General features: G+C 62.6%; 19 protein-coding genes. 15 read left to right on the top strand and 4 right to left on the bottom strand.

From position 1 onward, the window contains the following. Positions 1-21: 21 nt before the first annotated feature. A complete protein-coding gene (locus ASD76_RS11375; protein ID WP_055923186.1) occupies positions 22-1110 on the bottom strand; it encodes an MBL fold metallo-hydrolase in 1089 nt (362 codons plus the stop codon). A 210-nt stretch (positions 1111-1320) separates the two neighbouring features. Between ASD76_RS11375 and ASD76_RS11380 the strand changes: the two genes are divergently transcribed. From ASD76_RS11380 to atzF, 8 genes are read left to right on the top strand one after another with little or no spacing between them, the layout of a single operon-like run. Then, on the top strand, positions 1321-2406 hold the full coding sequence (locus tag ASD76_RS11380; RefSeq protein WP_055923187.1) for a putative urea ABC transporter substrate-binding protein: 1086 nt from the start codon (positions 1321-1323) through the stop codon (positions 2404-2406). Positions 2407-2436: 30 nt separating this feature from the next. Continuing rightward, entirely contained in the window at positions 2437-3252 is an 816-nt protein-coding gene (locus tag ASD76_RS11385) for an ABC transporter permease (RefSeq protein ID WP_055923188.1), read from the top strand. Continuing rightward, positions 3249-4031, top strand: a complete 783-nt coding sequence (locus ASD76_RS11390; protein ID WP_055923189.1) for an ABC transporter ATP-binding protein — start codon at positions 3249-3251, stop codon at positions 4029-4031. The genes ASD76_RS11385 and ASD76_RS11390 overlap by 4 nt, the downstream gene beginning before the upstream one ends. A 12-nt stretch (positions 4032-4043) precedes the next feature. Next, complete coding sequence (locus ASD76_RS11395) at positions 4044-4523, top strand: CopG family ribbon-helix-helix protein (protein WP_055923190.1); 480 nt, start codon at positions 4044-4046, stop codon at positions 4521-4523. Continuing rightward, the gene (locus ASD76_RS11400) at positions 4523-5344 is read left to right on the top strand and encodes an urea amidolyase associated protein UAAP1 (RefSeq protein WP_055924186.1); all 822 of its coding nucleotides are present in this window, start codon (positions 4523-4525) and stop codon (positions 5342-5344) included. Before ASD76_RS11395 ends, ASD76_RS11400 begins: the two co-directional genes overlap by 1 nt. A gap of 19 nt (positions 5345-5363) precedes the next feature. After that, positions 5364-5999 carry an urea amidolyase associated protein UAAP2 gene (locus ASD76_RS11405; RefSeq protein WP_055923191.1) on the top strand — a complete coding sequence of 212 codons (636 nt, stop codon included), beginning with the start codon at positions 5364-5366 and terminating at the stop codon, positions 5997-5999. Next, complete coding sequence (gene uca, locus ASD76_RS11410) at positions 5996-9583, top strand: urea carboxylase (RefSeq protein WP_055923192.1); 3588 nt, start codon at positions 5996-5998, stop codon at positions 9581-9583. Before ASD76_RS11405 ends, uca begins: the two co-directional genes overlap by 4 nt. Next, a complete protein-coding gene (atzF, locus tag ASD76_RS11415) occupies positions 9583-11361 on the top strand; it encodes an allophanate hydrolase (protein ID WP_055924188.1) in 1779 nt (592 codons plus the stop codon). The genes uca and atzF overlap by 1 nt, the downstream gene beginning before the upstream one ends. Before the next feature lie 88 nt (positions 11362-11449). On the opposite strand, the gene ASD76_RS11420 is transcribed toward atzF, so the two are convergent. Together ASD76_RS11420 and ASD76_RS11425 are read right to left on the bottom strand one after the other, a co-directional pair. After that, a complete protein-coding gene (locus ASD76_RS11420) occupies positions 11450-12088 on the bottom strand; it encodes a hypothetical protein (protein WP_055923193.1) in 639 nt (212 codons plus the stop codon). Positions 12089-12215: 127 nt separating this feature from the next. Beyond that, the gene (locus ASD76_RS11425) at positions 12216-13196 is read right to left on the bottom strand and encodes a sterol desaturase family protein (RefSeq protein ID WP_055923194.1); all 981 of its coding nucleotides are present in this window, start codon (positions 13194-13196) and stop codon (positions 12216-12218) included. A 597-nt stretch (positions 13197-13793) separates the two neighbouring features. Here ASD76_RS11425 and ASD76_RS11430 point away from each other — a divergent pair. Then, positions 13794-15095 carry an Hsp70 family protein gene (locus ASD76_RS11430; RefSeq protein ID WP_055923195.1) on the top strand — a complete coding sequence of 434 codons (1302 nt, stop codon included), beginning with the start codon at positions 13794-13796 and terminating at the stop codon, positions 15093-15095. Positions 15096-15415: 320 nt separating this feature from the next. Here ASD76_RS11430 and ASD76_RS11435 read toward each other — a convergent pair whose 3' ends face one another. After that, a complete protein-coding gene (locus tag ASD76_RS11435; RefSeq protein WP_082553800.1) occupies positions 15416-16276 on the bottom strand; it encodes a helix-turn-helix domain-containing protein in 861 nt (286 codons plus the stop codon). Positions 16277-16539: 263 nt separating this feature from the next. Here ASD76_RS11435 and ASD76_RS11440 point away from each other — a divergent pair, with 263 nt between their 5' ends. The 6 genes from ASD76_RS11440 (at position 16540) to ASD76_RS11465 (ending at position 23007) form a co-directional block, all read left to right on the top strand. Further along, a complete protein-coding gene (locus tag ASD76_RS11440) occupies positions 16540-17127 on the top strand; it encodes a hypothetical protein (RefSeq protein WP_235506696.1) in 588 nt (195 codons plus the stop codon). A 147-nt stretch (positions 17128-17274) separates the two neighbouring features. After that, positions 17275-18030, top strand: coding sequence for a hypothetical protein (locus ASD76_RS11445; protein ID WP_055923197.1), 756 nt, complete (start codon positions 17275-17277; stop codon positions 18028-18030). 99 nt (positions 18031-18129) lie between these two features. Continuing rightward, positions 18130-18933 carry a molecular chaperone gene (locus tag ASD76_RS11450; RefSeq protein ID WP_055923198.1) on the top strand — a complete coding sequence of 268 codons (804 nt, stop codon included), beginning with the start codon at positions 18130-18132 and terminating at the stop codon, positions 18931-18933. A 188-nt stretch (positions 18934-19121) separates the two neighbouring features. Next, complete coding sequence (locus ASD76_RS11455; RefSeq protein ID WP_055923199.1) at positions 19122-21548, top strand: fimbria/pilus outer membrane usher protein; 2427 nt, start codon at positions 19122-19124, stop codon at positions 21546-21548. Positions 21549-21558: 10 nt separating this feature from the next. Continuing rightward, positions 21559-22470 carry a hypothetical protein gene (locus ASD76_RS18640; protein ID WP_055923200.1) on the top strand — a complete coding sequence of 304 codons (912 nt, stop codon included), beginning with the start codon at positions 21559-21561 and terminating at the stop codon, positions 22468-22470. 114 nt (positions 22471-22584) lie between these two features. Next, complete coding sequence (locus tag ASD76_RS11465; protein WP_055923201.1) at positions 22585-23007, top strand: hypothetical protein; 423 nt, start codon at positions 22585-22587, stop codon at positions 23005-23007. Positions 23008-23065 lie beyond the last annotated feature (58 nt).

Genomic DNA, 23065 nt, shown 5'->3' on the forward strand with positions numbered 1-23065 from the left:
TCTTCGGGTCCAGAGGGGGCGTCAGAAGGGGCGTGGTGCATTGATGTTGGGCACGCCCTCGGGCCAGACTTGCGTCCGCGCGTCGGGGCTGACCCCGTTGAACAGCGCGAAATCGGGCCGGATGAGCATCATGTCCTTGCCCTGCACTTCGCGGCCATATCGGAGGGCCTCGTCGATCAGGCTCGGCTCCATCTCGAGGACGCGTTCGTAGGGCTTATAAGTCGCGAACCGGGCGTAGTACTTCCCGGGCACGAACATCATCTCGATGTGGCCGCCGAGGAGCCATTTGACCGGCTTGTTCGAGGCGAAGGCCTTCAACCGTTCGAGCGAGGCAACGAAATCGCCGTCATGGCTAATGTTGATCTTGCCAGGGAACAGCAGGTCGCCGGTGAACAGGAAGTCGCAATAGGGATCGTAGAAGCTCACCCCGTCCTTGTGCGTGCCCGGTGTGGGGATCACCTCGATCACACGGTCACCGAGATCGATCCGGCCCAAGCCTGTGGGCCAGTTGCCAGCAAAGCCGTAAAAGCCCTTCATCGCCCCGAGCGGCTTGGGGACGATCGTGGTGTCCGGACGTCCGGCAAACTGCACCAGCCCCTGGTTTTGTGCGACGTCCTCGCCTGACGTCAGCGCCACCGTAAGCGGAACTGTGCTGCGCCGGCGCGCCTGCGCCCAACGCGTGATGATCGCATCCACCGTGTTGCGGAGCGGATAATGTTCGGCGCTTGCGGTCGCGCCGCTGTCGATCAACAGCGCGCCCTTATTGCCGAACAGCAGGTAGGTGAACGGCGCCTCCCAATGCACGCAGACGTTCTGCCGCAGCACGAAGGTGTCCTCGTTATATTGCACCACCTGCACGCGCGGATCGCGATTTTTCGCAGCGACATTCGACCCATAAGTCCAGCGGAAGGCCAAATTGCCTGGTGCCGGTCCGTCGCTGGCATAGTCGTGGATAACCGCTTCCTTACGGTGCAGCGGAACGGCGCTGTCGGTGTTGCGCGCCCCGGCCGGATTGTACCCGAGCGTGGGGTTTCCGTTGGGGTATGAGCGCGCCGTCGCAGACTGCGGATTGCCTGACAGGACCGGGTTGTAGGTCGGGCTTTGAGGCATCGAATTCTTTCGAAAACGGCCGCGGACGCGGCCCTTGAACGATAGCCTTCGATGCACGCCCTCCCAGACGCCGCGGCTTGCCGATCGAACGTAATCCGGCCCGCGAGACAATCATCATATGGATATTACATTTTATATCAACAGTAATAATTAGCGGATGGACAACGCCTCGCTTTGCGGCAATGCTGCAGGTGCGAAAGGAGACGAATCATGCTCAACGGGATCCGCAGCGCCGGAAGAATTGCACTGATAGCTTGCGCCCTGCTGGTGGCGTCGTGCTCGCCTTCGGCGGATGCGCCTGCGGAGCCGAAGACGGAGTTCAACATCGGCTGGTCGATCTATGCCGGCTGGATGCCCTGGCCATTTGCCCAGCAGGCCGGCATCGTCAAGAAATGGGCCGACAAATACGGCGTCGATATCAAGTTCGTGCAGGTGAACGACTACGTTGAGTCGGTGAACCAGTACACAGCCGGCAAGCTGGATGGCGTGACTGTCGCCAATATGGATGCCCTGACCATTCCCGCCGCCGGCGGCAAGGACACCAGCGCGATCATCGTTGGCGACTACTCGAACGGCAATGACGGCATCCTGCTAAAAGGCGCCGACAACGTCAGCGCTATCAAGGGCCGTCAGGTCTACCTCGTTGAGCTTTCCGTCTCCCATTACCTGCTCGCACGCGGGCTCGAATCCGCCGGGATGGCACTCACCGACGTCAAGACGGTGAACACTTCCGACGCGGACATTGTCGGCGCTTTCACGGCTCCGGAAGTGACAGCGGCAGTCGCGTGGAACCCGCAGCTTTCGACCATGCGGGCCACGCCCGGTACGAAACAGGTGTTCAGCTCAGCCGACATCCCGGGCGAGATCCTCGACCTGCTGGTGGTCGATACCGCCACGCTGAAGGCCAACCCCAACCTGGGCAAGGCCCTGGCCGGAATCTGGTACGAGACGATGGCGCTGATGCACCGGCAGGATGCCGAAGGCAAAGCGGCACGCGCGGCGATGGCGAAGCTGGCAGGCACGACGCCTGAAGAGTTCGAAAGCCAACTGGCCACGACCTTCCTCTACGCCGATCCAAAAGCCGCGTTGGAGGCCATTTCATCTCCCGCTCTCATCACCACGATGACCCGGGTGCGCGACTTCAGCTTCTCCAAGGGCTTGTTCGGTCAGGGGGCGAAGTCGGCTGACGCCGTCGGCATGTCTTTCCCGGGCAACAAGACGCTGGGCGACACGCAGAACATCACCCTGCGCTTCGACCCGACGTTCATGCAAATGGCTGCCGATGGTAAGCTCTGAGCGCACGGTCTTCAGCAGAAACGGGGTCTTATGCGCTGGGTGAACCGTCGGATTGGACGAGGGAACAGCATCCTTCTGGGCGCACTTCCGATCGCGCTCCTGGTGCTGCTCTATCTCGTGGCAGCTGCCAGCCGCCACGCGGACAATCCCAACGACAAGATCCTGCCGATGCCGGGGGCGATGGCCGAAGCGATGTCGGCGCTGCTGTTCCAGCCCGACCAGCTTTCCGGACAGTTGCTGTTCTGGGCGGACACCTTCGCCAGTCTTCAGCGGCTCGGCATCGGCCTCGGTATATCGACACTTTCGGCGCTGCTGGTGGGTCTCGTGCTTGGCGTTCTTCCGCCGGTACGAGCCACCTTCAGTCCGCTGGTGACGGGGATCGCGGTCATACCGCCGATCGCGCTGCTGCCGATCTTGTTCATCGCCTTCGGTCTCGGCGAGACGGCGAAAGTGGCGCTGATCGTCATCGGTATCGCGCCCTTCATGATCCGGGACCTTGCCGCGCACGTCGCCGCGTTGCCGAAGGAGCAAATCATCAAAGCGCAAACACTGGGAGCCAGCAGTTGGCAACTAATGCTGCGCGTGGCGCTGCCGCAGGCAATGCCACGCCAGATCCAGGCGGTGCGCCTGTCACTCGGCCCGGCCTGGGTATTCCTGATCTCGGCAGAGGCGATCGCCTCCGACATCGGCCTTGGTTATCGAATCTTCCTCGTCCGCCGCTATCTCTCGATGGACATCATCCTGCCCTATGTGGCGTGGATCGCGCTGCTAGCCGTAGTGATCGATTTCCTGCTGGTGTGGTCGAGCCGGCGGATGTTTCGTTGGGCACACGGAGCCAGCCATTGAGCGCCCTGCTAAGCCTCCGCAACGTCTGGGTCGAGTATGGCGATAAGGTCGTCCTGGAACGTCTGAACCTCGATATCGAGGCCGGTTCCTTCGTCTCGATCGTCGGTCCATCGGGCGCCGGAAAGAGCAGCCTGCTGCGCGTCGTGCTGGGGCAAGAGGCACCGTCGCGGGGTTCGATCCTGCTCGATGACAAACCGCTGGCACCAGAATGCGGCCCCGATCGCGGCGTCGTGTTCCAACGCTATTCGGTGTTCCCGCACCTGTCGGTCCTGCGCAACACGCTCTTCGGCCTGGAATGTGCGCAGGCCCCGTTGACGGCCCGGCTGTTTGGCGGACGGCGTCGCACCGCCCTGGCCGAGGCCGAAGAAATGCTCACGGCGGTCGGCCTGGGCGACAGCCTGCATCTCTATCCGGCGGAGATGTCGGGCGGTATGCAGCAAAGGCTCGCGATCGCGCAGGCCTTGATAAAACGACCGCGGATCCTGCTGCTCGACGAGCCTTTCGGCGCCCTCGATCCGGGCATCAAAGCTGACATGCACGCGCTGATTACTCGGCTGTGGAGCGACTATTCCCTGACCGTGATCATGGTCACGCACGACATCAAGGAAGCGTTCACGCTCGGGACCCGGGTGCTGGCCTTGGATAAGCGCCGTCACGACCCCCACGCCCCTAATCGGTTCGGCGCGACGGTGGTCTATGATTTGCCGCTCAACAAGCGCCCAGCCGTCTCCGCTCCCGCGGAAAGCGGTATTACGATTGACAGTTTTGATAATATTTGAGAGTACAATAGGATGACCCCCGATCCCACCAGTCTCGCCCGGCTCAGCATGAGCCTTCCGGCAGAACTCTTCCGTCAATTGGATGTGATGGTCGAGGAACGCGGCCTTCCGTCGCGCTCCCAGCTGATCGCCGAACTGATCCGCCACGCGCTGGCCGAACATGAGGCGCTGACCCGCCCCGAAGACATGCTCGCCGGTACTGTCACGCTGGTTTATCGCGGCAATCGCGGGCGGGTGCGCCAGCAGCTTGCCGAGACTCAGGTCGAATACCTGAAGGAGGTGATCTCCTCCCAGCACGTGTTCCTGGAGGACGACCAGTCTCTCGAAGTGCTGTTGGTCCAGGGCCCGGCCATTCGCCTCAAGGAGCTGTGCGATGCCTTGCGCAGCATCCGCGGCGTGCATCAGTTGCAGCTCGTCACCACCACGGCCCTGCTCCCGCCGCTGCACGAATTGGTGGGCGAAGGCCCCGCAAAAAAGGAAACCATCGCGTGATGGGCGCGCTTGCCGATCCAATGGCGGCACGCGACCATGCTCGCGCCATGGCTGGCACGGTCGTGGAAGCGATGCCGCAAGTGCCGCCCGTCGCCGGAGACCTTCCGGCTGACGTTCCTGCCGAAGACCTACTGTGGGAGGAAACAATCGCCGCCGGCGGCTATGCAACCCGCAGGCTGGCCCGCGGTTCGCGCCTGCGCCTGATCGATCTCGAAGGCGACGCCTGTGCGTCGGTGCTGATCTACAACGCCGAGATGCCGAGCGAGCGGCTCAATGTCGCCGACACGGTAAAGGTGCAATGGAACGCCTACCTCGGCGCCGGTAAGCTGCTGCTGTCGGACATGGGGCGCGTGCTGATGAGCATCCTCGCGGACGAGGCGGGAACTCATGACGCCTTCTGCGGCACCTCCAACGCCGCCACCAACCAGGCGAAATATGGCGAAGGCCGCAACAGTGGCGCCTTTCCCAATGGGCGCGATCGCCTCGTGCTGGGTTCGGCCAAGCATGGGCTGCAGCGGCGGGACGTCCACCCCTGCGTAAACCTGTTCAAGGGCACGCGGATTGAGGCGGACGGGACCATCACTCCGCTTGTCGGCCCCTATGAGGCTGGGCGGAGCATGGTCCTGCGGGCCGAGATGGACGTGATCGTCGTGATCGCCAACTGCCCGCACGTGCTCGATCCGCGCGCGCAATGGTCCGTAACGCCGCTGCGGGTCTCGGCCTGGCGAGGCCCGGTCACCCCTGAGACCGACCCCATTCGCTCGGCCACGCCGGAAGGTTTGCGGGCCTTCCTGAACGTCGAAGACTATTTCCGTCGCTAGAAAGGACGCCAAGGCCAAAATGACCACCGATCCGGGCCTCTCAGGCCTTGCCGGCACTGTCGTCCATGACGAGATCGTCCCGGCAAGAGCGCCCTGGCTGCACCATGTCGCCGCTGGCCAGACGCTGCGCATCGTCGACCTCGAGGGCAACCAAGCGGTCGACTTCCTGCTCTATGCCGCTGCCGACGATGCCGAGCGCTACAGCGCGCAAGATACCGTCTCGGCGCAGGGGAACCTGTTCCTGCGCTCCGGCACGGTGCTGCGCTCCAACGAAGGAAGCGCGATGATGACCATCGTCGGCACCTCGGTCGAATATCACGACACGATCGGCGGGGCGTGTTCGTGTGAGTCCAATACGCTGCGCTACGGCCATCACACCAAGTCGCAGCACGCCTGCGTCGAGAATTTTCTCGAAGCCAACCTCAGCGAGGGTCGCGGCAAGCGCGACATGGTTTCGAACATCAACTTCTTCATGAACGTGCCAGTGGAAGAGGACGGTGCGCTGGGCATCGTCGATGGCATTTCCGCACCCGGCCTGACGGTCGATCTACGGGCAGACATGGACGTCATCGTGGTCGTGTCCAACTGCCCGCAGATCAACAACCCGTGCAATGCCTTCAATCCCACTCCCGTTCGGATGATCGTCACCGCATGAGCTTCGATACAGTCCTGGTTGCAAACCGGGGGGCGATCGCCACCCGGATCATCCGCACCGTGCGCCGCATGGGTCTACGCTCGGTCGCGGTCTACTCCGAGGCGGACGCCGGCTCGCTCCACGTCTCGCAAGCGGATGTGGCGGTGTGCATCGGCCCCGCCCCGGCAGCGGAAAGCTATCTCAATATCGCGGCAATCCTGCAGGCCGCGAAGGATACCGGCGCGGGCGCGATCCATCCGGGCTACGGTTTCCTGGCGGAGAACACCGAGTTCGCCGATGCCTGCGCTGCCGCCGGGATCGTGTTCATCGGCCCGACGCCGGAGAACATCCGCACCTTCGGATTGAAACACAGCGCTCGGGCGCTAGCGGCCGAGCATGGTGTGCCGCTGGCGCCCGGGACCGGCCTGCTGACGGACGAGGAAGAAGCCGCCCGTGCTGCGCGGGAAATCGGCTTCCCGGTGATCCTCAAGGCGACCGCCGGCGGCGGCGGCATCGGCATGCGCATCTGCGAGGACGAGGCCTCTGTGCGCCAGGGTTTCGCGGGCGTCGCTCGGCTGGGCGAGGGGAATTTCGGCGATGCCGGTGTCTTCCTCGAACGCTATATCGGCCGCGCGCGTCACATCGAGGTCCAGATCTTCGGTGATGGCGAAGGCCGGATCATGCCGCTGGGCGAACGCGACTGTTCACTGCAGCGCCGGAACCAGAAGGTGGTGGAAGAGGCGCCCGCCCCGCTCTTGTCCGCAGCCAAGCGCGCCGAACTCATCACCGCCGCCGTCCGGCTCGGCGAAGCGGCAAATTATCGCTCCGCCGGTACGGTCGAGTTCCTGTTCGATGCTGACCGGCAGGAGTTCTTCTTCCTTGAAATGAACACCCGACTCCAGGTCGAGCACGGCGTCACCGAAGAGGTGATGGGGATCGATCTGGTCGAATGGATGATCCGCGGGGCCGCCGGCGATTTCTCGTTCCTCGACCGCGAACCGCCCGTGCCTCAGGGCCATTCGATGCAAGTGCGCCTCTATGCCGAGGATCCCGCGCTCGACTATCGCCCCACCAGCGGCACACTGACGGCCGTCAGCTTTCCGCAGGACATCCGCGCCGAAACCTGGTGCATGGCCGGCAGCGAGGTCAGCGCCTGGTACGACCCGATGCTCGCCAAATTGATCGTTCACGCCGCGACGCGTGAGGCGGCAATTGCGGCGATGCAGGACGCGCTCGATGAAAGCCGGGTCGACGGCATCGAAACGAATTTACGCTGGCTGCGTGATGTCGTGAGGAACGGGAAGTTCGCCAGCGGGGAAGTCTCGACCAAACTGCTCGAGACGGTCACCTACAATCCGCGCAGCTTCCGCGTGGTCAGCGGCGGCACCGCGACCACCGTGCAGGATTGGCCCGGCCGGCAAGGCCTGTGGGCGATTGGTGTCCCGCCGTCGGGCCCGATGGATGATCGCTCTTTCCGCATCGGCAACCGAGTGCTCGGCAATCCCGAGGGCACGGCCGGGCTGGAGGTTACCGCCAGCGGTCCGACCCTGGTCTTCAACGCACCCGCACGCGTTTGCGTCATCGGTGCCGATTTCGGCGCCACGCTGGACGACAAGCCCGTCGAACGCGGCACCGCCTTGGACATTGCGGCCGGCCAGACGCTTGCCCTGGGCAGGGCCTCAGGCGGCGGTATGCGCGGCTATATCCTGTTCGCCGGCGGGCTCGATATCGCGCCCTACCTCGATAGCCGCAGCACCTTCGCGCTCGGTCAGTTCGGCGGGCATGCGGCAAGGCGACTGCTGGCCGGCGACACGGTCCATCTCGGGACGGCGGAAGTTGCGACGCCGGCTCTGCCCAGCCCCGCACCGAACTTCGGCGAGACCTGGACGCTGCGCGTTCTCTACGGTCCGCACGGCGCACCGGACTTCTTCACCGACGACGACATTCGCGCCTTCCTCGCCGCCGAATGGCAGGTTCACTACAACAGCAACCGCACCGGCGTTCGCCTGGTCGGGCCCAAGCCGGAATGGGCCCGAAAGGATGGCGGCGAGGCAGGCCTCCACCCCTCCAATATTCATGACAATCCCTACGCCATCGGCGCCGTGGATTTCACCGGGGACATGCCGATCATCCTGGGCCCTGACGGCCCGTCCCTTGGCGGGTTCGTCTGTCCGTTTACGGTGATCGCGGCTGATCGCTGGAAGATCGGGCAACTCTCCCCGGACGATCGCCTGCGGTTCGTTCCGGTCACTGCGGAAGACGCCGCCGCGGCGAACCAGGCTCCGCTTGAGCTTCTCGCAACGGAAGCGCCGGCGCACGACATCGCGACCCTTTCGCCCATCCTCGCCAGCACCCCGGCACAGGGCTTGCGTCCGCGCACGGTCTACCGGCAGCAGGGCGACCGCAACATCCTGGTCGAATATGGGCCGATCGTGCTCGACATCGAACTTCGCATCCGCGTTCACGCGCTGATGACCGAGCTCGAGGAGCTGGCCTTGCCCGGCGTCATCGACATCGTGCCGGGCATCCGTTCGCTCCAACTGCATTTCGATGGCGATGTGCTCGACCAGCGCGGCGCCCTCGCCGTCCTGATGACAGCTGAGGAAGCGCTCGGCGATCTTGAGGATTTCTCGGCCCCCTCGCGCATCGTCCACCTTCCCCTAAGCTGGCGCGATCCGGCAACGATCGAGACCATTGAGAAGTACATGGGCGCCGTCCGTGATGACGCGCCGTGGTGTCCCGACAACATCGAGTTCATCCGCCGTGTAAACGGCTTGCCCGATGCCGATGCGGTCGAGAGCCTGATCTTCGACGCGAGCTATCTCGTGCTTGGATTGGGCGACGTCTATCTCGGAGCGCCGGTAGCGACACCGGTCGATCCACGGCACCGGCTGGTCACCACCAAGTACAACCCCGCACGGACCTGGACCCCGCCCAATGTCGTGGGCATCGGGGGCGCGTATATGTGCATCTACGGAATGGAAGGTCCGGGCGGCTATCAGCTGTTCGGGCGGACCATTCAGGTGTGGAACACGCATCGGCAGACGGATGCCTTCGTCGATGGCAAACCCTGGCTGTTGCGTTTCTTCGACCAGATCCGCTTCTTCAAGGTCAACGCAGAAGAGCTCGTCGAGTGGCGCCGAGACTTTCCCAATGGCCGCCGCTCGATCGAAGTTGAGGAGTCCGAATTTCGCCTTGCGGATTACCGGGCATTCCTCGCGCAGAATGCCGGGTCGATCGCTGCTTTCGAGGCTCAACGCCAGGCGGCCTTCGACGAGGAGCGCGCCGAGTGGCAGCGGTCCGGCGAATTCGACCGGGTTACCGACCTCGCGGACGGTGGCGCCGCCGCGGGCGTCGAGACGGCTGCCATTGAAGTACCGGAAGGAGCAGACGTGATCGAAGCGCCGTTCGGGGGAAGCGTCTGGAAGCTGATGGTGGCTGCCGGCGATACGGTCGAAACAGGTGACATCATCGCGGTGATCGAATCCATGAAGATGGAATGCCCGCTGGAAAGCCCCGGTAGCGGCACGATTGCGGCGCTTTACATGCAGGAGCGGCAGTCATTGCAACCCGGTACGCCGATGCTCGCGCTGAGGCCGCATTGATGACCGCGCTGGACCGATGCGGCGTGGCGGCCATCGCTAACGCTGTCAGTAGCGGGACATCGAGCGCAGTCGAAGTGGCTGAGAATACCCTGGCCCGCCTCGCCGCCTATGACGCCGTCCAGCCGCAGATCTGGATCAGCCGGATTGAGCCTGAGGACTTCCTGGCCGCCGCCCGCGCGGTGGATGCACGCCTCGCGGCCGGCGAGACGCTTCCGCTTGCCGGAGTCCCCTATGCGGTGAAGGACAACATCGACGTCGCCGGTTTCGAGACGACCGCGGCCTGTCCCGCGTTCGCCTACCGGCCCTCGGGATCGGCGGGCGTCGTCGAACGGCTGGAAGCGGCGGGGGCGATCTGCGTCGGCAAGACCAATCTCGACCAGTTCGCGACCGGGCTTGTCGGCACGCGCAGTCCTTATGGCATCCCGCGCAACGCCTACAACCTGGCCTATGTAAGCGGCGGTTCCAGCTCGGGGTCGTCGGTCGCTGTTGCGGCCGGACTCGTGCCTTTCGCGCTAGGCACCGACACTGCGGGTTCCGGCCGCGTCCCCGCCGCCTTCAATCACCTGGTAGGCTTCAAGCCCAGCAAGGGCCGCTGGAGCACGCGCGGTCTCGTCCCTGCGTGCCGCACGCTCGACTGCATTACGGTCTTCACGGACACGGTGGCGGATGCGCGTTTGGTCGATAAGGTCGTGGCCAGCTTCGACCCCGCCGATCCCTATTCGAAACCCCTGGCTGACGCGCCGGTTCAGCCGGAGCGCATCGGCGTGCCCTACCACAGCCAGCGTGTGTGGTTCGGCGACAGCCAGTCCGAATATCTCTACGACCGCGCCCTCGACCGATTGTCCGAGACGGCACAGATCGTCGAGATCGACCTCGAGCCGTTGCTCGAGGCCGCTCAGCTTCTTTACGGCGGACCCTGGGTCGCAGAGCGTACCGCCGCAATCGCTGGGTTGCTGGCGAGCAACCCCGACGCGATCCACGAGACCGTCCGCAGCGTCGTACAGCCGGGCAGCGACATAAGTGCGGTCGAACTTTGGAACGGCATCTACCGCCTCGCCGAGCTGAAGCGCCACGCTGACGGCTTATGGGACACGGTCGACCTGCTCGCCTTCCCGACCACCGGCACCACTTATCGAGTTGCGGAACTGCTCGCGTCGCCGGTCGCGCTGAACAGCAATCTCGGCCGCTACACCAATTTCGTGAACCTACTGGATATGGCGGCGGTCGCGGTGCCAGCCGGTACCCGTTCGAACGGAACCGGTTTCGGCATCACCCTCATCGGCCCCGCCGACGGCGACCGCGGCCTGCTTGCAGTGGCAGAAACCTATCTCGCGGCGGCTGACCTGCCGGCCGCTCCCGCACTCGACTTGGAGGGAAGAATGGAAACCGTGAAGTTGGCCGTTGTCGGCGCCCACCTGAAGGATATGCCGCTGCACTGGCAGCTGACCTCGCGGGATGCGACCTTCGTCGGCGCCTTCGAAACAGCGCCGACTTATCGCCTCTACGCGATGGCGGACAGCGTTCCGCCCAAGCCGGCCCTGGTCCACAGCTACGAGGGCGCATCGATCGCGGTCGAAGTCTATGAACTCGACGTCGCGGCCTTCGGGAGCTTCGTCGTGGAGGTTCCGGCCCCGCTAGCAATCGGAACGGTGACCCTGGCCGATGGCACCAGCGTCAAAGGCTTCGTTGCCGAGCCCCGCGCCCTGACTGGCGCGGAGGATATTACCCATCTCGGTGGCTGGCGCGCTTATATCGAAAGGCTGAATGCCGGTAACTGACGATTGGTCGGATTGGGGCTACCGGTCCGACCTCGTTCCCGTCTGAGCGCCGCCCCTGAAACGGAGACAAGGGGCGGCTCGGGTAAGGTTATGAGCCCAGCAAGCGCTTTCTAAACAGCGACTTGACCAGCCTGTCTTCGAGGATGCGTCCCCCGACATACAGAGCTGCGAAGATCCCGGCGAAGACATAGGCGGGCACTGGCGAAGGGCCGTGATCTTCCTCTTCGTCCTTCTTTTTCTTGTCCTTATCCTTGTCCTTCTTCGGCTTCTCGGGTGCCGGCGCGCCAAGGAACTTGTCGATCGGATTCAGCGGCCGCGCCGCAATCTTCTTCTCTTCTTCCTCCTCCTTCTTCTTCTCTTCCGCCAACTCTTGGGCTGTCGGCTTGTCGAGAATGCCGATGGCTATGGTCAGTTGAGCGAAGCCCAGGAACAGCAGCGGCGCGAGAAAGCAGAGCAGCAGGGCCCGGCTGGTCAGATGATAGCGCAGGACCAGCCCGCTCACGCCTCTCTCAATCTGCAGGACGCCATCGGTGAAAATGGACATCTTGTCCTGGGCCGCCTGGTCCTTCTTGCGAAACGTCAGCGTGTCGCCGTTCCGATGGTGGCTGGTGCCGGTTTCACGGAACAGGGGGTCGAGCCTGTCAAAGGCTTCATCGCTCGATTGCCCGGGAGCGAGGGCCAGGCTGCCTTTTACGTGCCAGATCCAGTCGGTGAAGCGCAGGTTCACGTGATCTCCTTTTGAGCGAACTGTTCGGTGAGGCCCGGGACAGCCAGGCTCAATCCGGCGCCGCTAGTGGCGGCCAGGCATGGCCAAAATGAATGGGGTGAGTGATCGTACGAACGGAGCCGTTGCATTATTCGGCCGGCACCGCCTCCTGCCTGCCAAATCGTTCCTTGAACGTCTTCCAGCCCTCGGCGAAGGGATAGACCATGGTCTCGCGGATCGACATCCGGCGTCCGCCCTCCATCCCGAGCAGTTCGGCCTCACCGTCGACGCAGGTGCCGAACATCCGGTCGATGATAATCCAGGTGCCGGAATAGTTGCTGCGGCTGGCTTCGAAGTCCTGCGAGTGATGTACGCTGTGGTGCTCGGTGGTGTTGAACACGAAGCGCCACCAGCGCGGCGAGTTGAAGCGCACGTTGATGTGCTGGTAGGTTCCGACCGCCAGACCGAGGGTGCCGGCAAGCAGGGCGGCCCGCGGCAGGAAGTCGAAGAACCCGCCGATACCGAGCCCGATCAGGAACAGCTCTACCGGATTGCCGACCGCGCCTTTGTTGATGTTCAACTGGGTGATGTAGTGATGCGGTGCATGGGTCAGCCACAGCGGATGCCAGTTATGCATCCCGCGATGCATCCAGTACTGCCCGAAGTCGAAGATGAACGAGATCAGGAAGGCCTGCAGCAGAAGTGGCAGGCCCATGAACCACGCGAACTTGTCCCAGTCGAAAGAACCCTGAACGGCTTCGACCATGGCGCCGTCGCCGATGTACTCGTCGACCAGGCGGAGCATCGTATAGCCGAGCCCGACATAGAACAGGTCTGTCGCCAGTTCCTTCCAGGTCAGGCGCCAGCTGTCGAAGCGCGGGTTGACCCATTCCAGTGCCAGCAGAAACGCCCGGAAGCCGATGCCGATCATGATAGCGGTTGACGCCTTGGCGATCGAATTGGGCGCGTAGTACCAGAACGCGAGCAGCGCGAAGAGCATCGTGGGCTGGAACCAGGTAAAGATGAACTGCTTCACCGGGCCGCCCTCTACGCGGGGTATGTTTTCCCACCCCACAGTGACTGGCGCCTGGGTGCCTATCAGCCTTTTACCTACGCGAGTTCCATTCATACCCAACACCCGCAATGTTCGCCCTGCCCGCTGTGGTTTCGTCCAGCACGCAGAGGGACGAGAATGATATCTGCAACCAATTCAGCATCGTTAGAGAGCGCCCATCACGCCAGATGCCATTATGGTATAGATCTCATAGATGCCATCTATGGCCTCCGGCATAGCGGCACTTGGAGCCTGAAAGCGATCCCGCTTCTATGTGCGGTGCCTGTGGCGGGGCTTTGCAACCAATGAATGATGAGGAGACGAAGCGGATACTCTCCGAGATTCGGCGAGATTGCAGACTTGGCGGCTACTTAATCATCGAACGAGAGGCTGAGCTTCGGATTATAGTCGATCCGATAGTAAGGCAGATGCCTTTGGCCGAAGAAGGACGCGAATGTGCTAGGCAGGCCGTTCGGAAGCGACTTGGGCGCGAACTGACTTAGGCGACGTCTGCTTTCCGACCTGCACGATGCGAACTGAAACGTCCGCTTTCCACCCATTGGCGCCACAACCGGACGACACCGAAGCCTTAAGAGTCTGAGCACCCCGCTTGTCTGCGCGTGGACACGAACGTAGGCGCGCCCAAGGTGCAACGCAGGCTTACATGATCACATGAACTCTCTCATTTCCCGTGGCTTGGCTGGCCTGGATTTCGGAACGACCAACTCTGTCGCGGCTCTGCCCGGCGGATTCGGTCAGGAGCCGCATCTTGTCCCGCTCGACGGCCCCGGTGGGCCGGCTGAAGTGTTTCGGTCGGCGTTATGCTTCTGGCGCGATGAGGATGTGCGAGGTGGCTTGGCTGTGGAGGCTGGTCCGGCCGCGATCCACGAATATCTCGAGTTCCCGAGCGACAGCCGCTTTTTGCAATCGTTCAAATCAGTCGCTGCTAGCCGGTCATTCGAACGAGCGTCAGTGTTCACGCGCCCGTATCGCTTCGAGGAGTTGGGCCGACTCTTCCTCGATAAGCTGGCGTCGCACGCAGGAGGATTGCTGGACGGGCTAGACCGGATCGTGGTGGGGCGACCGGTAAAATATGCAGGCGCGAGCCCTGATCCGGGCCTTGCACGGCAGCGTTACGACGCAATGTTCGAAGGCTTCGCGCGGGAAATCCACTATGTCTACGAGCCGCTAGCGGCCGCCTTCAGTTACGCAGCGTGCCTGACGGAGCCAGCGACGCTCTTGGTCGCCGATTTCGGCGGCGGCACGAGCGACTTCTCGGTGGTTCAGGTGCGGGAACCTGGTACGCCGCAGCGGTGCATTCCCCTCGGCCACGCCGGCGTGGGGCTCGCGGGCGATCGGTTCGATCAGCGCATCATGGATCGGCTCGTGCTGCCGATGCTTGGCAAAGGCGGGCGCTATCGCTCATTCGATAAAGAACTTGAAATTCCGCCTGGCTATTTCGCCGACTTCTCTGACTGGTCCAAGCTCGCGTTAATGCGGAATCGACGCACGCTCGACGAACTCGAACGGCTTCGCCGTAGCGCGCTGGAGCCGGAAGCGATCGGCCGCATGATCGCGATGATAGACAACGAGCTCGGCTTCCCATTGTACGATGCGGTGACGCGGCTGAAACGCGCGTTGACGGTTGAGGACTGCTCGACCTTTAGCTTCTCAGGTGCAGGCCTGGAAATCGAGGCGGTAGTGACGCGTGCCGAGTTCGAGAGCTGGATAGCCAACGACGTCGCCCGGATGGCCCAGGCAGTGGACGAGGCGCTCGCAGATGCCGGAGTCGGCCAAACCGATATCGATCGCGTGTTCCTCACCGGCGGGACGTCGTTGGTACCCGCTGTCAGACAGGTATTCACAAGCCGCTTCCGCAACGAACAAATCACGTCGGGCGGCGAGCTGACATCGATCGCGCAGGGCTTGGCCTTGGTGGCGCAAGAGGACGATCCATCCGCTTGGCGCGCATGAGCTTGCATGTGGTGATGATCGGCTTAGCCCGGATGATCCCGACCCGCAGCTTACGGACGAGGAGCGCAAAGGCCGCAAGGAATGGGTAGATTGAGCGCAGTTCGTAGCGTTTTTATAGCAAAAATGGTGGAATTCCGCGGATGCTGGAAGCTTGGGAAGCTTCTGTTCTACCATTGAGCTACACGCGCCAAGACCTGCTTTGGAGGATTAGCTCCCAAGCCAAGTCGGTGGTTCACGGTGCGGGGTGAAGCCCGCCCGTCAACCGCGCGCCGCTTGCCACCACGATTTGGTGCGGGTCAACCGGCGATCAATCGCCGGGCTCACAGCTCGATGGTAATTTTCACATGCTCGACATCGACCCCGGCGGCGGTGGCAATCTGCCGCTTGGTCGAGCGAATGAGGTCTTCGAGCCTCTTGGCGTTAGCTGGATCGGCCTGATCCTGCTGGCCGAAAAGCGTGTTTGCATCGCCTTCGGGGAGGAGCTCCCGCTCCGAGACGTCCAAGGCTCGAGCCAACGCGAGCAGGTTCTTGCGACGAGGCGAGACCCGCCCGGTCTCCCACGCCCACAGGCTCGGTGCACTCAGGCCAGCACGCTCTGCCAGAGCCGACCGGCTCAAGCCGCGACGACGGCGCAAATCGAGCAGGCGATTTGCCAGCAACTGGCGCGAGCTTGCGTCATCGGAAGCATCAAACGAATGCGATTCCAGCGGTGATGGGTTGCGCAACTGCGCCGCACTCAAGACCGCTTTGGGAAGCGGCCGATCGAAGCGGCAACCCGAAAGCGTCCCGCTCGTCCAGATGACCGTCGCACCGACCTGACCCGCTTCGGGCAAGTCGACCTCGATCCTCTGATCGAGCGACAGAGCCTCACCGGTTTCAATCAGGATGCCTGATGCCGAAAGATTTTGCACGAGCGCGCTCGTCTGGCTGCCGTTCTCGAACGAACCGGACACCTCAAGCTTTAGCCGAACGCGATGCGCGCCCCGAACTGGAGACGCATCCTGCGGCTCAACTGGAGTGCGAATGGGCATAACCGAGCCCTCGCAGTGCTTGGTTGATGAATAGTTAATCAGGCCATCGCCGCCATGCTTTTCGTAAAAGCCCAGCCAGGTCCTTGGTTTCTTCGAGAATCTACAATGTACCGGCCAAGAAGTCGAGAGTCCTCGCGGCGAGTTGAACATTTGCCAAAATTAGCGATTCAATCCCTAACTTATTAAGATTCTTAACTTCACCGTCTCGTTTCAGGACGATTGGGCTGAATCTCGATTCACCACAGAGGGGCCGTTAACTATCTTACGCCGCAAGACTCCTGGGCTTTTCGAGGATGTCCAGATCCCCAGTGCCTGCCCCATCTCAGTACAACTCGATTTTGGGACTACCCGCCGCAACTTAATGATGTACTAACTTTTTTTCATTGGAGGGGATGAGTCGTACGGGCTCTCCCATGAATGAGTGGTCGCCTGGGGCAGCGCTTACGCAGCCCGAGCATTATGGGGTGGAGGGGTCAGTGCGGTTCCTGCTGATGGCGCTTGTCGCAACGGCGTTTGCGAGGCCTGCAAGCGCGGATGAAATCCAGAACGTGCGCTCGCTCGACGTCGCGGTAAACGGCTCGATCCGTGAACATTGCGCCATGGGCAGCGTGGCCGACATGGACTTCGGCAATCTCGAACGCCGCAGCCTCGGATTCCAGACCCAGGTCGCCCTCGACTGCAACGTTCCCTTCACGATGACGATCAAAGGTGCGCGCGGCGCCCTAACGCATACTACGATGCCAAACGGCCAGGGTCCGTTCGGTGGAGCCGTTCCCTACTCGCTCGCGGTGCAGATGCCGGTCCGGTATCCCGCGACGCAAGTCCTCAGCAAGACATTCGGCAGCCAGCAGCTTCAGTCTGGCGGCGTCATTTCCAGCAACGGCGGCATCGCCACTGATGGAATGGTCCTTGGAGTCCAGCTCGGCATGCCTTCGGGCGAGGCTGGACTTCTCGCCGGCGAATACACGGAGACGATCACGATCACCGTCTCTCCGATCTGACTGACATTACGAATTCGGTCGCGGTCCATCCGCGAACGTAAACCGGGGGAGTAGGCACCGCTGCTCTCCAGGTCCCCACTACTTCGGTGCAGATATCCCGCCGTTACCCATTCAACCGGGTGCGGCAACAACAGAGGAAAGTAAGCTATGAAGACGATCCTTAGCGGCGCTGTTGCCGCCATCGCCCTCGTCGGTATCGCCACCCCGGCTGCCGCCCAGACCGCCCAGGTCCACTACGCCGCTGGCTCGGTGACCCTCACCAACCCGACCGGCATCGGCGGCCTGATCGCTGCTGGCCTGGCCGAAGCCGCCATCGCCAATGGTATCGGCACCCGCTACACCGCGTTCGCCGGTGCGGCTGGCGACATCGGCACTGCGACCGATCGCGTTGACGTGACCTTCACCCTCAAGGGCAAGGTCAACAAGGATTGCTCGTTCTACTCGGGCAACAACAGCAACGCTCGTGACATCGACTTCGGCGTGATCGGCATCCAGACCGGCAACAACGTCAACGTTCAGTCGGCCTTCCAGATGGTCGGCCCGGCTGCTGCGGACATCGACACCCTGACCGCTGGCTGCAACACGAACAACGTCGTCGAGATCAACAAGAACGACATCCGTGGCCTCGTGAACAACAACCCGGGTGGCTACGACACCAACCAGTTCCAGGCGAACATCCCCTACAAGGTGGAAGCTCGCTGGACGGGCGTTGCCCTGAACGCCCAGACCACCGGCACCAACCAGTCGCTGACCGTCAACGAAGTGTCCAACGCTGCCCAGAAGCAGCAGGGCGCATGGCGTTCGAACATGGCGATCGACATCGTTGCCCCGGTCGTGACCGGCAAGGGCCTGGTCGCCGGTAACTACGAAGGTCAGACCACGATCACGCTGCGCGCGATCTAAGGTCCAGGCGTAAGTTCGGAGAAAGGGGGAAGAGCGATCTTTCCCCTTTCTTCACGAACGCATGCCTATTTGCAGTCATTGGGTAGTGGGCAGGATACCATGACAGTGTTGAAGATGTTGAAGAGCCGCGCTTGCGCGCTCGCGGCGGCGCTTGCGGTTTTTGCCGCGCTGAGCACACCGGCTGCAGCCATGCGCGTTTCGCCGATGGTGGTTGAAATGGAAACGCGCGGCAGCGATGCCATCGCGCGCGTCGAGGTCCAGAACATCAACCAGGGCAACCTGGCGTTCGAGACCCGCGTCTTCCTCATGAACATCGACGAAAACGGAAACATCGTCGAGACGCCCGCCGACGACAAGTTCCTGATCTTCCCGCCGCAGGGTGTACTGCCCGCCGGCGGCCGTCAGGTCATTCGCCTGCAGTGGGTCGGTGAGCCCGACCTCGCCGCCTCGCAGGCCTATTACGTATCCGTCCAGCAGTTGCCCGTATCCTTCGAGCCAAACTCGGCAGAGGGTGTCGCAGCGCAGGTACAGCTGCTCTACAATATGCGCGCCCTGGTGGTGGTCGCCCCTCCCGGCGCGAAGCCGAATGTCAGCGCGACTTCTGTTCACCAGCTCAACTACCAGCCGCCGGCCGCGCCGGGCACCGATGCCCTGCCAGCGCTCCAGGACGGCGTTGAAATCACCTTGAAGAACGATGGCCGCCGCCATGCGATGATGTCGAACTTCGGCTGGCGCCTCGAAGGGTTGGACGCGAACGGAAAGCAACTCCGCGTCGAAGTCTCGCCCGAAGAACTCAACCAGGCCGTAGGTACCGGCTACGTGCCGGCACTCGGCCAGCGCACCTTCCGAGTTCCGATTCCCGGCTTCGGCCAAGGCCCCATCACGCTGTCGTTCATCCAGTGAGACTCGGCTACGCACTCTGCTCGGTGGCGCTATCTGCCCTGTGGGCGGGGACTGCGTTTGCGCAAGCGTCGTTCCCCCTGCCACAGGGGGCAAATGGCTCGGTGCAAGGCACTCCGGCAACCATCCCGCTGCCTGGGCAAGTCCCGGCGCCCACGCCAACCTCTTCGCCCATCATACCGCAGGTACCGATGGGTCCGCACGGACGGCCGGACATCAATCCCTACGATCGCGACATCGACATGACGGTGCCGCTGACGTTCCAGAACCGCAGCCTGGGCGAAATTCCCATGCGGCTTACGGCGGATGACCGATTCCTCCTGGAATCCGAAACGTTTGTCCGTCTCATGCGCCCGATCCTCAACGATCCCGCGCATGCATCGCTGGCTGCACGGCTTCAGAACGTGAGGTCCTTTGGCCCCGCGGAACTCGAAGGCGCTGGAGTTGAACTTACTTACGATCCCAGCTCGCTGGCAGTGGTGGTGGTCGAAGTCTCGCCTGAGCAGCGCGCCATCCAGAACCTGTTCGCCCCGCCTCGCGAAGACTTGAACGACGTCACGCTCAAGCCAGCCGACTTCTCCGCCTATCTCAATCTCAACCTCGTCGATTCCTATATCTGGGAAGCGGACGACGTCGCTCCGCCGACCATCAACTTCGACGGCGCGATGCGGTACGGGAACGTGGTTTTCGAAGGCGACGCCCAGTTCCGGCAGAGCGTCGAAGACACGGGCGAAGAAGTATACAAGTTCGAGCGCAACTACGCCCGCGTGGTCTACGACGAACCCGAGGATTACCGCCGCTGGATGATCGGTGATCTCGATCCCGAGATCCGCGGCCAGCAGTCTTACGTCCAGATGGGCGGTATCGGCGTGCTCCGCCAGCAGCGCCGGTTCAACACCTTCCGCTCCGCGATCCTGCAGGCCAACCGCCAGCTGATACTACAGCGAGAATCGACCGTCCGCTTCATGCGCAACGGCGCTCTCTATCGCGAAATGCGGTTGCAGCCGGGGCGCTACGATTTCAGTTCGCTGCCGCTCATCGCCGGCAGCAACGACATCGACATTCAAGTCGAAGACAACACCGGCAGCCTCCAGAGCCTGTCGTTCCAACAGTACCTCGACCCGATCGACCTCGATCCGGGCGACTATGAGTATGGCGCCTTTCTCGGCCCGACGAACCGGAACTTCAGCACAGCGCCGGACTACAAGGGTCCGGTCGCTTTCACGGGCTTCTTCCGCAAGGCGTTCCTGAACAAACCGGCGCTCGGCGTCGGCTTGCAGGTCAGCGAGGACGTGCAGACTCTCAACGGTCAAGGCCAGTTCGTGCTCGGGAACGGCGGCCGCATTCTTCTCGACATGGCCGGCAGCAATTCGGAAGCCGCCGACCAGGGTTTTGCCGGTGGCGTGAGCTACGAACAGTTCATGGACCGGGGGGGCCTGGCGGATAACTTCTCGCTGCGGGCGGACTACATTTCGTCCGGCTTTGCGACGCTAGGGAATCCCGAAGCGATAAACACGACGTCGTTCTCGTTTTCCTCGCAGTACACCCGGCAATTCAGCTTCCGTTTCCTGGCGACAGCCACGGCATCTTATCTCAAGGGCCGCGACTCTGTCGGCGATAGCTATCGTGTTGGAGCGACCGGATATTATCGGCTTAACGACCGCTGGACCTTCAGGGCCGGCGCCGATTACGCCAAGTTCCCGACGGCATTTTCCGGAGGGACCGGCTTCAGCGTCAACGTTGGTCTGATCTTCCAGCCCGACTACCGCCGGCGTGCCGAAGCCCGATACGAGAGCCGCGATAACCTGGGCGAGGTTTCTTACAATCAGAGCGGCCTCAACGAGATCAACAGCCTCGGCTTCGGCGGTGTGGTCGCGCATCAGGATGGCAACATGCGAGCGCAAGGCTACGCGTCCTATTCTGCCAACCGTTTCGACGCCGCGGTCAGCCACGCGACTTACGGCCCGAGTTTCTCGAACTTTGCGGACGTGAACGCCACCTCGGTCCGCGTGGGCACCACCCTGGCGTTTGCGGACGGCGAATTCGGCATGGGACGTCGGATCAACGACAGCTTCATGCTGCTTCATCCGCATGAAAATCTTGGCAAACGCAGTGTCGTCGCCGGCCAATCCCTGGCCGAAAACAATTATATCGGCCGGAGCGGCGCTCTAGGATCAGCAGTGAACAACTTCCTTGCATCGTACGTGGTTCAATCGGTGCAGTACGACGTCGAGGATCCGCCGACGGGCTACGACACTGGACCGGGTGTGCTGCGGGTCAATCCGCCGTATAAGAGCGGCTACGTGTACAAGGTTGGAACCGACGCGTTCGTGAGCGCGATGGGCACTCTCGTTACCGCTCCGGACAAGCCTGTCGCCTTGATCGGCGGTCGCGTCACGCTGCTCGACGTTTCGGACGGAGACACTCCGGAACCGACGCCATTCTTCACCAATTCAGCGGGACGCTTTGCGATCGCAAACTTGCTTCCTGGCCGCCGTTATCTTGTAGAAACCTATGGACCTAATGGTACAATCGACCGGAGCTTCGAATTCTCCGTTCCGAACGATACCGACGGCCTCGTCAATCTCGGCACAGTTCAGCCGGGCTTGAGCAACTAGGAGACAGACAATGCTCCGTCCGACACTCTTCCTGGCCGCGATCGCGTTAGCTACGCCGGCGCTTGCAAAGGACAATCCGGGCCCTTCGCCAGAGGCCGGTTGCGTCATGCGCATGAACGCCGTGCCATCGGCCTGGATGATCCAGGGCTACGATCCATTCGGCGGCTCCATTCCTGAAGGCACCTTCGGCGTGACCTTCATGAACGAAGGTTCGCAAGAATGCCGCTTCACGCCGCACTTCGAACTGAACCAGCCGCCGTTCGGCCTGTCGAAGGGAACCGGCCGGCCCATCCAATACGCCCTGCTCAATCTGACGGACACCGAAGACGTGACGCCCCGGGCGGGCCGTTCGCTGCGCAATTCCTCGCAGCGCGACATGGTCCTCGGCGCCAACCAGACGCGCACGGTCCTGTTCAAGCTGGTGGCCGATCCTGACGATGTGCGGGACGCGGGCACATTCACGCAGGACGTGACGCTCGAAGCGCAGGACGACAATTTCAGGGCGCTTGCAGGAGCGCGGATCGTCCTTGGCCTCAACGTCCTCCCGTCCGCCCGTCTCGGGTTGGCCGGGGCCTATGCGATGCAGAACGGGCACGCCGTCGTCGACCTGGGCGAGCTCCGGACCGGAGTTGCTCCTGTTCCACTCCAGCTTCGCGTCAACAGCACCGGCCGCTACGACGTCAGTGTCTCGTCCGCCAACTCGGGTCGCCTGCGTCTCGGGTCGAGCGAATGGTACGTGCCGTATTCGGTCGCTATCGGTGGTAACTCGGTCAACCTCCTGGGCGCGAGCACGATCACGGGATCGCCGGAATCAGGCTTCCGCCGTGAAGCCCTGCCGATTCAATTCGTGATCGGCGATGTCGCCGATCGCCGGGCCGGCACCTACAGCGACGTACTTTCGATTTCCGTTACTGCGAGGTAAATTCCGGACGAGCGGAAGTCATCCAGAGAACACCCGATTGCCTGTTAACCGCAACTTAGCTATCGGAAACTAATCACTGCCCTTGAAGCCTTTGAAAAGGCGGAAGGGGTCGTTATGGTTAATAAGTTCTCAATTGGTCTTGCTGGCGTCGCGCTCGTAGTGTTGCCGACTGTCGCCTATGCGAACTCGTCATTCAGCTTCAACCTTCGAGCGACTGTTCCCATCTATTGCTCCGTGCAGCACCAAGCCGCCGGCTTCGGCGTGGGTGGTGAGGGCAGTGGCATTTCGCTCGGGACCTTCCGTGAGTACTGCAACGCACCTGGCGGCTATCAATTGATGGTCAGGTACACCCCTGGCACTCTGCGCGGCGCGCGGATCATCGCCGGGTCTGATACCGTGGTGCTCGACGGATCCGGCCAGGCTGTCCTCAGCCGCTCGACCGGTCCGCGCATTCGCGAGCGCTCGATTTCGGCGATCCCCGGCGAGCAGGGCTTCGACACACAGCAGTTGCAGCTGGATATTCTTCCGACCGCGTGAGGTGGTGAGGCATTCGGCAGTCGCATCGACAGATGAGCTTCGCACGGATTGCCTCTTA

Origin of the sequence: Altererythrobacter sp. Root672 (assembly GCF_001427865.1) — a bacterium.
GTDB lineage: Bacteria > Pseudomonadota > Alphaproteobacteria > Sphingomonadales > Sphingomonadaceae > Croceibacterium_A.

Bases quoted from the DNA above. Each gene is read 5' to 3' on its own strand.
- ASD76_RS11375 (WP_055923186.1), bottom strand. From the start codon at position 1,110: ATGCCTCAAAGCCCGACCTACAACCCGGTCCTGTCAGGCAATCCGCAG.
- ASD76_RS11380 (WP_055923187.1), top strand. From the start codon at position 1,321: ATGCTCAACGGGATCCGCAGCGCCGGAAGAATTGCACTGATAGCTTGC.
- ASD76_RS11385 (WP_055923188.1), top strand. From the start codon at position 2,437: ATGCGCTGGGTGAACCGTCGGATTGGACGAGGGAACAGCATCCTTCTG.
- ASD76_RS11395 (WP_055923190.1), top strand. From the start codon at position 4,044: ATGACCCCCGATCCCACCAGTCTCGCCCGGCTCAGCATGAGCCTTCCG.
- ASD76_RS11400 (WP_055924186.1), top strand. From the start codon at position 4,523: ATGGGCGCGCTTGCCGATCCAATGGCGGCACGCGACCATGCTCGCGCC.
- ASD76_RS11405 (WP_055923191.1), top strand. From the start codon at position 5,364: ATGACCACCGATCCGGGCCTCTCAGGCCTTGCCGGCACTGTCGTCCAT.
- uca (WP_055923192.1), top strand. From the start codon at position 5,996: ATGAGCTTCGATACAGTCCTGGTTGCAAACCGGGGGGCGATCGCCACC.
- atzF (WP_055924188.1), top strand. From the start codon at position 9,583: ATGACCGCGCTGGACCGATGCGGCGTGGCGGCCATCGCTAACGCTGTC.
- ASD76_RS11425 (WP_055923194.1), bottom strand. From the start codon at position 13,196: ATGAATGGAACTCGCGTAGGTAAAAGGCTGATAGGCACCCAGGCGCCA.
- ASD76_RS11430 (WP_055923195.1), top strand. From the start codon at position 13,794: ATGAACTCTCTCATTTCCCGTGGCTTGGCTGGCCTGGATTTCGGAACG.
- ASD76_RS11435 (WP_082553800.1), bottom strand. From the start codon at position 16,276: ATGTTCAACTCGCCGCGAGGACTCTCGACTTCTTGGCCGGTACATTGT.
- ASD76_RS11440 (WP_235506696.1), top strand. From the start codon at position 16,540: ATGAATGAGTGGTCGCCTGGGGCAGCGCTTACGCAGCCCGAGCATTAT.
- ASD76_RS11445 (WP_055923197.1), top strand. From the start codon at position 17,275: ATGAAGACGATCCTTAGCGGCGCTGTTGCCGCCATCGCCCTCGTCGGT.
- ASD76_RS11450 (WP_055923198.1), top strand. From the start codon at position 18,130: ATGACAGTGTTGAAGATGTTGAAGAGCCGCGCTTGCGCGCTCGCGGCG.
- ASD76_RS11455 (WP_055923199.1), top strand. From the start codon at position 19,122: ATGGGTCCGCACGGACGGCCGGACATCAATCCCTACGATCGCGACATC.
- ASD76_RS18640 (WP_055923200.1), top strand. From the start codon at position 21,559: ATGCTCCGTCCGACACTCTTCCTGGCCGCGATCGCGTTAGCTACGCCG.
- ASD76_RS11465 (WP_055923201.1), top strand. From the start codon at position 22,585: ATGGTTAATAAGTTCTCAATTGGTCTTGCTGGCGTCGCGCTCGTAGTG.